The organism is Stenotrophomonas sp. PA-6-5C (assembly GCF_021605635.1).
In the GTDB taxonomy this organism is placed as follows: domain Bacteria; phylum Pseudomonadota; class Gammaproteobacteria; order Xanthomonadales; family Xanthomonadaceae; genus Stenotrophomonas; species Stenotrophomonas lactitubi.
This window is the reverse complement of record NZ_WKEE01000043.1, coordinates 36,986-48,581: the sequence shown is the minus strand read 5'-3', so window position 1 is coordinate 48,581 and position 11,596 is coordinate 36,986. Positions and strand designations below refer to the sequence as shown.

The 11,596-nt window shown below is 66.2% G+C and carries 10 protein-coding genes; 7 read left to right on the top strand and 3 right to left on the bottom strand.

All coding sequences use genetic code 11. From position 1 onward, the window contains the following. Positions 1–578 precede the first annotated feature (578 nt). Positions 579–1,124, bottom strand: coding sequence for a WG repeat-containing protein (locus GIW57_RS17290; RefSeq protein WP_236512111.1), 546 nt, complete (start codon positions 1,122–1,124; stop codon positions 579–581). Then, a complete protein-coding gene (locus tag GIW57_RS17285) occupies positions 1,121–2,827 on the bottom strand; it encodes an alkaline phosphatase (protein WP_100461153.1) in 1,707 nt (568 codons plus the stop codon). The genes GIW57_RS17290 and GIW57_RS17285 overlap by 4 nt, the downstream gene beginning before the upstream one ends. 154 nt (positions 2,828–2,981) lie before the next feature. Between GIW57_RS17285 and GIW57_RS17280 the strand changes: the two genes are divergently transcribed. The 7 genes from GIW57_RS17280 to GIW57_RS17250 all read left to right on the top strand — a co-directional run bounded on the left by GIW57_RS17280 (position 2,982) and on the right by GIW57_RS17250 (position 10,070). Next, entirely contained in the window at positions 2,982–4,316 is a 1,335-nt protein-coding gene (locus tag GIW57_RS17280) for a dicarboxylate/amino acid:cation symporter (protein WP_100461150.1), read from the top strand. 230 nt (positions 4,317–4,546) lie between these two features. After that, positions 4,547–5,086, top strand: coding sequence for a hypothetical protein (locus GIW57_RS17275; RefSeq protein WP_100461146.1), 540 nt, complete (start codon positions 4,547–4,549; stop codon positions 5,084–5,086). After that, a complete protein-coding gene (locus tag GIW57_RS17270) occupies positions 5,083–5,697 on the top strand; it encodes a hypothetical protein (RefSeq protein WP_100461143.1) in 615 nt (204 codons plus the stop codon). The genes GIW57_RS17275 and GIW57_RS17270 overlap by 4 nt, the downstream gene beginning before the upstream one ends. Before the next feature lie 44 nt (positions 5,698–5,741). Next, positions 5,742–7,124, top strand: coding sequence for an adhesin (locus GIW57_RS17265; RefSeq protein ID WP_236512109.1), 1,383 nt, complete (start codon positions 5,742–5,744; stop codon positions 7,122–7,124). A 140-nt stretch (positions 7,125–7,264) separates the two neighbouring features. Further along, complete coding sequence (locus tag GIW57_RS17260) at positions 7,265–7,969, top strand: C39 family peptidase (protein WP_100461139.1); 705 nt, start codon at positions 7,265–7,267, stop codon at positions 7,967–7,969. Between the two features lie 13 nt (positions 7,970–7,982). After that, on the top strand, positions 7,983–8,735 hold the full coding sequence (locus GIW57_RS17255; protein ID WP_100461136.1) for a hypothetical protein: 753 nt from the start codon (positions 7,983–7,985) through the stop codon (positions 8,733–8,735). 45 nt (positions 8,736–8,780) lie between these two features. Then, on the top strand, positions 8,781–10,070 hold the full coding sequence (locus tag GIW57_RS17250) for a transporter (RefSeq protein ID WP_100461134.1): 1,290 nt from the start codon (positions 8,781–8,783) through the stop codon (positions 10,068–10,070). Positions 10,071–10,114: 44 nt separating this feature from the next. Here GIW57_RS17250 and GIW57_RS17245 read toward each other — a convergent pair whose 3' ends face one another. Continuing rightward, a complete protein-coding gene (locus GIW57_RS17245; RefSeq protein WP_100461441.1) occupies positions 10,115–11,467 on the bottom strand; it encodes a sigma-54 dependent transcriptional regulator in 1,353 nt (450 codons plus the stop codon). Between the last annotated feature and the right edge of the window lie 129 nt (positions 11,468–11,596).

Here is an 11,596-nt window from a genome sequence, read left to right as displayed (position 1 = left end):
GACGTCTCTTACTGTCTGCCCCTCTACAACGACAAGGCGAACCGCCTCGTCCCTCATGCCCTGAGTGATCTGTTTTGCCATGGGTCTACCTCGATGCTCGAAAATGATCCTATCGAGTGTCCAAGTTGATTAGACCACCGCAACCCATCCATGGGGGCTTGGCCGCGGCATCCATGCCGCGGACACCCCCGCAACCGGACCCACCCCGCCTTCGACAGATCTCCGCGATCTGTTGGAACGGCATGGCGTGCCCTTGGTGGGTGTCGACCTTGGTCGACACGTAGATCCACGCCATGCGTGGATGAATTTCAATCGAAATTGAATATTTCGACAGTTGATCGAAGAGCATCCACGCATGGCGTGGATCTACTGGCCACCGGCCAACTGTCAAAGGCGGGGCACTGTGGGTTTGCGGGGTGTGAGCCGCATGGATGCGGCGACCAAGCCTCCATGGACGGATTCACGGCGTCCCCGCAAACTCACAGTGCACCGCCATCCCACGGAATGCCGCTGTTGCTGTTGTTTCGGCCGTTGCTCTTGCTTCGGCAGGTGCAGGGCGCAGCCCTGCCGAAAAACCCTTACTTCACCCGACGACCTTGGCGATCGATACGGAACCACTCGCCGCCTTCCATCGGCGTGTGCCCATCGCCATCGGGTGTGCCGCGTCGGCAGCCGTTGCAGACCTCGGCCACGCCGTCCTGGAACGGCCAGGCAAAATCGAACGTGGCCGCAATCACCTGCTCGAAGGCGGCGTTGAAGTAGCCCACGCGCTCGCCGACGCGGCCGCGGAACAGGCCTTCCTGCAGGGAGTCTGCGCCGTTGTCCCAGGCGATCACCGCCTGGCTGCGGCCGCGACGGTCGACGTAGTGAAAGCCGTCGGCGGTCTGTACCAGCGCCAGGCCATCACCGTCGTAGGGAAGATCCTGCAGGGTGTCCGCGCTGATCTGCGGCTTGTGATCGACGACCTCGCAGCCGGGCAGCATCCACAACCCGTGTTCTTCGGTCATGACCTTGCAGGCCGGCCCCTGCGCTGACGCGCAGGTACTGGCCAGCACGCCCAGCAGGGCCAGCCAGCGCGCACGGCGCAGGCGGGCCAGGGCAGGGGGTGCCGGCCGTGCCATCACTTGCTGTCAGCCTTGCGTTCGAAGGTCGCCGGTGCCGGCAGTTCCACCGGTACGCCCTTGTCGTCGCAGGTGCCGGCCTTGCACAGGCGATCGCGCAGGGCCGGGGTGGCCTGCACGATCATGTGGTAGATCGCGTTCTGTTCCAGGGTGCCGCGGATCGCCTTGCTGCCCGGGCCGCGTGCCCAGATGCCGACGTCCTCGCCACCATGCGATTCGGACTTCATCGGGACCAGCGCTTCCTGCATGTAATCCGGATGCTCGGTATCGACATCGTGCAGGTTCGGGCGGCCGTTGGCCGGCTCGAAGCTGCTGGGGTTGTGCGGATAGCGCTTCGGGCCCGCCGGCTGCTGGTTGCTGGTGCCGGTATGGCCGGGGCCGTTGGCATAGCTCAGGGTGGTGTAGGGCTGGCCGTTGCCATCCAGCGCCAGGTCGAGCTTGCCCGCGCCGTCTTCGCCACCCTTGTCCTTCACCTTGCCCAGGATCGGGTTGCCACGGGCCGGGTAGCCGACGAAGTTCAGGGTGTGCGAATGGTCGGCGGTGACGATGATCAGCGTGTCGTCGGCCGAGGTCAGCTCGTTGGCCACGCGCACGGCATCGGACAGGGCCACGGTTTCGGTCAGTGCCCGGTAGGCGTTGCCGCTGTGGTTGGCGTGGTCGATGCGCGCGCCTTCGATCATCAGCACGTAGCCTTCCTGGTGGCGCGACAGGTTCTTGATCGCTGCAGCGGTCAGCTCGGCCAGGCTCGGCTCACCGGCCGGGTCCTGCGGGCGTTCGTACTCGTAGCGCATGTGGTCCGGCTCGAACAGGCCGAGGATCGCCGGTGCGTTGGCGGCGGCCTGCAGCTGCTTGCTGTTCCACACATAGGCGCCCTGCGGGTGTGCCTGCTGCCATTCCTGCACCAGGCTGCGGCCGTCCAGGCGCTGGCCGACCTTGTCGTCGTACTCGGGGTCGCGCTCTTCCACGGTGGTGAATTCACCACGACCGCCGCCCAGGGCGACCAGCGGGCCACGGCCGTAGCGCGAGGTCGACAGCAGCTGCTGGGCGATGTCCTTGCAGCCGGCGGCCTTGGCCGCTTCGGTCAGGTCGGTGTCGTTTTCCCAGTTGCGCTCGGGCGAATGCGCGTAGGTCGCGGCCGGCGTGGCATGGGTCAGGCGTGCGGTGGAGACCACGCCGGTGGCCAGGCCGGCGCTGTCGGCCAGCTGCAGCCAGGTCAGCAGGCCCTTGGACAGGCTGTCGGCGCAGTCGGTACGGGTACCTGCGCTGACGCCGATCGCACCCATGTGGGTCTTCACGCCGGTGGTGATGGCGGTCATGGTGCCGGCCGAATCCGGCGTCTGCGAATCGGTGTTGTAGGTCTTGCTGAACGCGGTGGCCGGGAAGCGCTCCCACGACAACAGGTTCTCTTCGCCCGAGCCGCCCTTCTGCTGGCCTTCGTAGATGCGCGAGGCAGCCACGGTGGTCAGGCTCATGCCGTCACCCAGGAACAGGATGACGTTTTTGGCCTTGCCGGCCATCGCACCATTGGCGGCCGCCTGGGCGGCACCGCTGCGGTACCACCACTGCGGGGTTTCACCGGCAGGGTGGGCGACGGGGGCAACGCTGACCTTCAGGCCGGCCGGGGCGGACGCGGGGGCGGTGCTGGCGCAGGCGCCGAGCAGCAGGGTCGTGGCGCAGGCGGCCAACAGGGAGACGGAACGACGCATGGACGCTGGGATCTCACAAAGTGTAACGGGACGTTCATTATGCCCGGCCCCGCAAGGCACGCCGATGACACACTGATTTGCCACGCGGGCGGTCGTTCTGCGGCCCGCCTTGGGCTATCGTGCCAGCATCCCTTCCTACCCCCTTGGATTGCCTATGAAGCTGGTCTCTGCCTGGCTGCGGATTCCATTCTGGCAGCGCGTGGTCGGTGGCTTCGTGCTTGGTGCGCTGGCCGGCTGGGCGCTTGGCCCGGCTGCTGAAACCTGGTTCGGCCCGCTCGGCGAGCTGTACGTGACCCTGATCAAGATGATCGCGGTGCCGCTGGTGTTCTTCGCGGTCATCAACGCGATCTCTTCGCTGCACGGCCAGAAATCGGTGGCCGCGCTCAGCGGGCGCACGTTCCTGTGGTTCGTGATCACTGCCGCGCTCGCGGTATGCGTGGGCCTGGGCGTGGGTACAGTGCTGCAGCCCGGCGCCGGTGGCCTGCAGCTGTCGATGGCCAGCAACTATGTGCCGCGCGAAGTGCCCAGCGTGGTGCAGGTGCTGCTGGATGTGGTGCCGTCCAACGTGTTCTACGCGCTGTCGGGCATCGGCACCAAGGTCAACGCCGCCGGTGAAACCGTGTTGGCCGCAGGCCGTGGTTCGATCCTGCCGGTGATCTTCTTCGCTGGCCTGGTCGGCTTTGCCATCGTCAAGCTCGGCGAGAAGGTGACCGAAGCGCGCAAGCTGGTCGGGCAGATGAGCGACATCATGATCCAGGTGACCCGCTTCGTGCTGGAAGTCACCCCGATCGGCACCTTCGGCCTGATCGCCGGCCTGGTCGGCAGCTATGGCTTCGAGAAGCTGTTGCCGCTGGGCCACTTCGTGCTGGCGCTGTACGTGGCCTGCGCGCTGCACATCGTGGTGGTGTACAGCGCGCTGCTGCTGGCGCACGGCCTGAACCCGCTGAAGTTCTTCCGCGGTGCGGCACCGGGCATGCAGGTGGCCTTCGTCAGCTCCTCCAGCTTCGCGGCGATGCCGGTCGCGCTGCGTTCGATCACCCACAACCTGGGCGTGAACAAGGACTACGGTTCGTTCGCGGTTCCGCTGGGCGCGAGCATCAAGATGGACGGCTGCGGCGCGATCTATCCGGCGCTGTGCGCGGTGTTCATCGCCCAGTACAGCGGCGTGCCGCTGACGCCCGAACAATACGTGGTGGTGCTGATCGCTTCGGTGCTGGGCAGCTTCGGTACCGCCGGCGTGCCGGGTACGGCGGTGATCATGGCGACGGTGGTGCTGAGCGCGGCCAACCTGCCGCTGGAAACCATCGGCTATCTGTATGCGATCGACCGCATCCTGGACATGATGCGCACGATGACGAATGTGACCGGGCAGATGCTGGTACCGGTGATCGTGGCCAAGGAAACGGGCCTGCTCGACCAGACGGTGTACGACAACCCGTCGACCAACGTCGGCATCGATGATCCCGACCCGAGCCCGCCGCGCGCCTGAAGCGGCACTGCAACGGGCTGTATCAGTACCTGTAACACTGCTGATACAGCCCCGATGGCGCCTTGCGCAGTGGTGTTTCCTGCGCGTTAAGGCGAACGGAATCCGAACGAAGTTGTAACACTGCGGCGTCATGCCGCCGCGGTGTTACCCGTCAAACCCCCGCTGCGACGGCCTCCCGGTGTTGGCACGAAAGCTGCTCATTCCCCTCGCATATGCAACGGGAGAGCGGCATGGACGGCAGCACCACCCTTATCACTGTTTCTGGCTGGCAGCTTGCGCTGCTGCTGGTGCTGGCCGTTCCGCTGGCGGCCGCTGCTTCGGGCGCCCGCCAAGGGGTGAAGGCGCAGCCAGGTGAAATCGTCCTGCTGCGCGATGTCGCCACGCGCCCGGCCTACCGCATGGCGCCGCCCGGCGTGGCATTGATCGCCGATCCGAAACCGCAACATGAGATCGCCGCTGCACTCGGCAGCGGTGGCGCCGCCAGCGGCATGGATGAACTCAGCGAGGACGACTACGCCGGTCTCGGTGCCGGTCAGTCCGGCAACGTGCACGCGCACGGTGTCACCACCGTCGAGCGGGTGACCCAGCAGGCATTGGGCGGAACCCTCGGCCGCTCGGGCGAGGGGATGATCAGTGGCAGCAGCCTCAGCGGTGCGATGAGCGGCCCGCTGGGTGCGGTCGGCAATACCACACGCGGCATCGGCGATACCGTGCGCGGCGCACTGTCGCAGTTCCCGCTGGGCGCACCGGCGCAGGCGGGTGGCAAGTGAAGCGCGCAGTGCTGCTGGCGGCCTGGCTGGCAGTGCCGGCCGCAGCCCTGGCCGACGACTACAGCGGCATGTTGGCCTACCTCGATGTGACCCGCATCGACGGCCGCGCGCTGGCCGGTGCCAGTGGTGCCATCGCCATCAACCAGGCGGCGGGCGATCTCAACATCCAGGCCAACCTGCATGGCATGGCCAGCGGCGACCGCGCCGACGTGGCCATCGCCGCACGGCAGCAGCACAGCAACGATGTCGTGCTGTCGGCACCACTGGAAGCCAGCGCGCACATCGCCGGACAGGCGCTGGCAGGGGCCAGCGGCATTGCATCGATCAACCAGGCCAGCGGCATCGCCAACACGACGCTCAATGTCGTCAGCGCGACGCTGGCCCGGCAAGGAATACGCGAGTCCGATGACACGGCGTTGGCCGCCTCGGACATCGCGTCAGCAGGGGGGCAGGGCGATACCGGTGACGGTGTTGCGGCGGGTATCCGCAGTGTCGGCGTTTCATCGACGGCACTGCGGGGCTTCGACGGTGTCCTGCAACTCAATCAGATCGCGGGAGCGCGAAACGATACGGCCAATGTTCTGGGCCTGGTCGTGCAGGGCAACCCGTGAGTACCACCCACCCGAACCAATCACCTGATGAGAGAGAGGGCACCATGAAAGCGACTGTCAAAAAGACCGTACTCGCCATGGCAATTGCCACTGCCTCGACCGCTGCTGCGGCCAATGGCTGGGACAACCAGAACGCCAATGCGAACATCAACCACAACCACGTCGTGACCGAAACCCGCAACGACACGCACAACCACACCGACAACGAAGTCCGCAACTGGACCCGCAGCAACACCACGGTACGCAACAATACCGACACCTCGAACGTGACCCGCAATCGCACGGTGAACGTCAACGAGCAGGTGCAGAAGAACAGCAACATCCAGGCCGACGAGCGCAAGGAAAAGAACAACCACGGCGTCGACGTGAACCTTGAGAAGGACCTGCGGCTGAGTTCGGACATCAACTTCTCCGGCGATCCGACCATCACCGGTGACATCGATCTGGATTCGGCCGCCATCGCCGTGATCGACAATCGCCAGTCGATCAGCAACAACCTCACCGGCAACAGCCTGGTCACCAACAGCGCTTCGATCGCCGATGATGTCGGCGCCGGTGCCTCCGGCAACCTCGGCTTCAACGTGGTGGCTGGCGACAACAACGCGCAGGACAACGCTGCGTCGCTGTCGGCTGCGGATGCCTCCTTCAGCTTCGGCATGGCCGACGCCGAGGTGTTCGTCAACCAGGCCGGCTTCGGCAACACCACCATGAACTCCGGCGTCACCAACGCCGCTGGCCTCGGTGGCAATGCCTTCGGCGGTGCATCGGGCAACATCGGTGTGAACATCGCTTCGGGCAACAACAACGAGCAGAAGAACGCACTTGCTGCATCGGTAGCCACCAGTGCGATGGCGCAGTCGAGCATCAGCTCCAACCAGGTGTCCACCGGCAACACCGTGTCCAACGCCGGCTTCGTGCAGTCCTACACCGATACGGTGCAGGTCGGCCTCAGCGGTCGCGTCGCTGGCGGTACCCTGGCCGTGGGTGCCGGTACCTATCGCGGCACCGGCAATGCCTACCAGATGGCCAACTACTACCTCGATACGTGGAGTGGCGATCTGCCGCATCCGGGTGGCAACGCGACCGGGCACATCGATCTGGACAGCGAGATCCAGAACGCAACGATGAACCCGAACCGGCCGGGAGTGGGTGGCCTGGGCTTCGATACGCGTGAAAGCGGCACCAGCCAGTTCGTCGAGCTGGGCGTGGCCGACCTGTATGCCAGCCTCAGTGGCACGGTCAGCACCACCCGCTGGGTGAACGTCAATGCGACCAACACCTCGGCACTGTCCGGCAGCGCGTTCTCCGGCGCGTCCGGCAACATCGGCGTGAACGTGGCATCGGGTACCGGCAACCTGCAGGCCAACAGCCTGGCATTGGCCGTGGCACAGCCGAGCACCGGTGGTGGGACCGGCGGCGGCGAATGATCCACGGTGTGACCGCTTTCGCAGCGAACCTGCGTTGAGCGCAACAAGCCCGGCCATCCGCCAATGGCCGGGTTCCCCCGGGAGCCCCTGTCCCTCCTCCCCCTTGGGGCAGGGGCTCCTTCCTTCTCGTGGAGAACGGCATGGCCGGTCATCGCTGGTGGTTGCGTTTGCTGCCCTGCCTGCTGCTGTTGACCAGCGCATCTGGCTGGGCAGGCGAGGTGGTGTTCAGCGGGGTGCTGCCCAATGGCGCGCTGCTGCAGCAGAAGGTGGAAAGCATGCAGGAGCGGCGTTACCGCAACCTGGTGCGGCAGCACACCGACTACAGCTGCGGGGCGGCCGCTCTGGCCACCATCCTGCGTTATGCCTACCACCTGGACACCACCGAGGCGACGGTGATCGAGGGAATGATGGGGGTATCCGATCCACAGCTGGTCAAGGAACGCGGTTTCTCGTTGTTGGACATCAAACGCTATGTCGAATCGCTGGGCATGCGTGGACGCGGCTATCGCATCGATGAATCGCGGCTGCGCACGTTGCGGGTTCCTGGACTGGTGCTGATGGATGTACGCGGCTTCCGGCATTTCGTGGTGCTCAAGCAGGTGCGCGACGGCGTGGTGGAAGTGGCCGATCCGATCCTGGGCAACCGCAGCCTGTCGCTGGCCGAGTTCAGCGCCGCCTGGCCGTCACGTGCTGTTTTCGTCGTGATCGGCAGCGACTTCGATCGCAATACGGCGCTGCTGCAACCCAGCGAACGGCCCAGTGCCCGCGCGTTGTATGCGCGGCAGGGACCGATCACCGATGCCGAACTGGTCGACTTCGGCTTCAGCCACGCCGACCTGTTCTGAAGGAGGCACGATCATGCAATGCCAACGTGTAGTACTCGCCCTGCTGCTGATGCTGTCGGTGTCGCCGTTGATGGCGGCGGACGGCGCACCGGGGCGTGGCCTGAAGGAAATACCCGATCCCGAACTGAACCTGATGCGTGGCCGCTACACCGTCGGCGGCAACAACGTGGCCTGGTTCGGGGTGACGATGATTTCGCAGTGGCAGGGCCCCAACGGTGCGGTGGTGCAGGGCGCGCTGACCCTGGGCATGGATTTCCGCAATGGCGGAACACCGAAGTTGAGTTTCCAGCCGAGCGTCCACGTCACCGCCGCTGACGCACCGTTGCCGACCACGGCAGGGCGCAGCATCGACAGTGCCGGCCTGGCCAATGCCAGTGGACTGGTGCAGAGCGTGCAGGTAGCCGGCGATGGCAACACCGCGCGCAACGTGACCACGCTGACCGTGCGTGATGGCGCGGTGCCAACAGCGATGACCGACGACGGCAGCCGCATGGCGCAGGCACAGCAGGGTGGCGCCACCGCCACGGCCATGCTTGATGGCAACCAGGCGCGCCTGCTGTTGCAGGTCGACGGGCAGAGCCTGGTACAGCAGTGGATCCGCAATGGCAGCGTGGGGCAGGGCATTGCCCTCGCCGGCGATGGACAGACGGCCAGCAACCGGCTGCAGCTGGAGCTGGTACGCAACACCGCGGCCAACAACCTGCCCTTGAGCCAGAACGTGGCCCAGGCGATCGGGATGAACCGCGGCATGGGCCCGGGCCAGTAACACGGCCTGGTCAGGGGGAATCGACGTACAACGCAGGTCACCGACATGCACACTCTCTTCCGGCTTACTCCGCTGGCGCTGGCGGCGCTGGCGGCCACTGCCTTCGCCCAGCAGCCTGCGCCCAATGAGGGCGCCGACATGCAGGCACTGATCGCGCAACTGGAACAGCTCAAGGCCAATTACGCACAGGAGGTACGCCGCCTGCGCGAACTGGACATGCAGGTGCAGGCGATGCAGGCGCGGCTGAGCGGTCGCGCAGGCCCCGGTACGACGCCCGCAGCGCCGTTGGCGCCCGCTGCAGCATCCGCCGTTCCGCCCAGCAGCGAAGGCTATGCCAGCAGCGCGGCCGAGGCACAGCAGGCCAAGCAGGAGGCACGGCGCAGCGTGGACGACGTCAAGCAGCAGCAGGCGGCGTTGTTCTCGCGCCGGTTCACCATCGAAAACGGCCTCACCTATGCGCGCTACGACCGCAAGCAACTCACCCTCAACGGCTTCCTCGCCCTGGATGCGATCTTCCTCGGCAACATCGCGATCGAGAACGTCGAATCCGATTCGTTGACGTACAACCTGGCCGCGCGCTGGGGCGTCAGCCCCAACCTCACCTTGAACATGGACGTGCCATACCTGGCCCGGCGCACGGTCTACCAGAAGGGCGGTGCCGGTGGTGCGGCGGCGGCGATCGCGCAGGAAGAAACCAACGGCAGCGGCATCGGCGATGTCAGCCTGAGTGCCAATTACCGGCTGTTCGCCGAACGTGGCTGGCGCCCGGAGACGGTGCTGACCGGTGGTGTTACCGCGCCGACCGGACGCGCACCCTACGGCCTGGACTGGAAAGTGATCGAACGCGACGACGATGACTACATCCGCTTCGCGGTGCCACAGGAACAGCCGACCGGCAACGGTGTGTGGCAGGCCAACCTGGGCGTGTCGATGGTGAAGACCGCCGATCCGGCCATCCTGTTCGCCAACGCCGGCTACATTCATTCGTTCCCGCGCGGCTTCAGCGATATCGACAGCAACCCGGATACGGTCAACCCCGGTGACGTGAAGCTGGGCGGCTCGGTGTATTTCGGTGCCGGCGTGGCATTCGCGTTCAACGAGCGCACCAGCCTGAGCATCTCCTTCAGCGACAAGATCAGCACGCGTGCCTCGACGCGGTTCAAGGGCGGTGAATGGGTGAAGGTGATCGGCAGCGATGCCAATGCGGCGTCGCTCAATCTCGGCGTGACCTACGCGTTGAACCAGCACACCACGTTGGTGACGATGCTGGGCATCGGCCTGACCCCGGATGCGCCGGACTTCACGCTGGCGTTCAAGGTGCCGTACATGTTGTAGGCGAGGCGGCCGGGCCATGCCCGGCTGCTTCATGCTGCCAGCGGTCAGCGCTGCGCCGGCAGCTCAAGATGATGTTTGCGGCACAACCGATAGACCGTCACCCGCGAGATCTGCATGTGCCGCGCACACGCCGACACGTTGTAGCCATGCTGGCGCAGGGCCTGCAGCAGTACATCGCGCTCCACCTGGCCACGCGCATCCTGCAGCAGCGCACGCCGTGCGGGCGCATCGGGTTCGGCCAGATCCAGGTCGGCCGCGCTGATCAGTTCTCCCTCCGCCACGATTGCCGCCCGCTGTACGCGGTTCAACAGTTCGCGCACGTTGCCCGGCCAGTCGAACCCACGCATCGCCTGGTGCGCGCCGGAATCGAACCCACGTGCGCGGCCGGCATGACGTTGGCGGAACGCGCGCAGGAAGTGTTCGGCCAGCAGCAGGACATCGGCGCCGCGTTCGCGCAGTGATGGCATCGGCAGGCGCAGCACATTGAGGCGGTAGTAGAGATCGCGCCGGAAGCGGCCCTGGGCGACCGCCTGTTCCAGTTCGACATGGGTGGCCGCCAGCACGCGCACATCCACCCGCAGTGGCTGGTTGCTGCCCACCCGTTCCAGCGTGCCCTCCTGCAGCACCCGCAGCAGACTGGTCTGTGCATCCGCAGGCAGGTCGCCGACCTCATCGAGGAATACGGTGCCACCATGGGCTGTTTCGAACAGGCCGATGCGACGCTGGGAGGCGCCAGTGAAGGCACCACGCTCGTGACCGAACAGTTCGGACTGCACCAGATTGGCGGGAATGGCGCCGCAGTTCACCGCCAGGAAGGGCTTCCCCGCACGCCCGGACAGCGCATGCAGCGCCTGCGCGGCCAGCTCCTTGCCGGTGCCGGTTTCGCCCGTCACCAACACCGGCAGTTCGACCGGGGCGAATTTGTGCAGGGCAGTGCGGACGGCCAGCAGGGGGGCGCTGTTGCCGATCAGTGCTGGAAGACCGCCACCCTTGTGGACCGCGGCAAGTGGCAGGTCATCGCCGTCGCACTGGCGCTGCATTGCCGACAGCAGGTCGGGCAGCTCCAGCGGCAGCGAGAACTGATCCTGGCAGGCCCGCAGCAGTGCCCCCCAGGCGGGAGGAGGGCTGCCCAAGCCCGCGGGCAGCACGGCCAACCACGGCAGGTGATGGTGCTGCTCGACCCACGGCAGCAACAACTGCGCCGCCTCTGCATCCAGATGGCGAAGATCGACGACGGCGACCAGATGATCGCGGCCGCGCAGGCCAATGGCCATGGCGGGCGCAGGGCTGACACAGCGCAGTTGCCATCCGGCGGCCGCCAGCGCGCCGCGTTCGGCGGCCGGTGGCTGGCCGAACCAGATCACGCAGCGCGATGGAATCTCCTGGCTTGCCGCCATGCCTTCCCCCAGCATCCGGGCAACGCGGGCGGCTGACAGGTCATCATCGGTGTGCCGCCCCACGCCGGGATGCTGCGGCCACGCGTGGGTGGCCGGTTGCGGCCCAAACGGACCGTGACATCAATGACC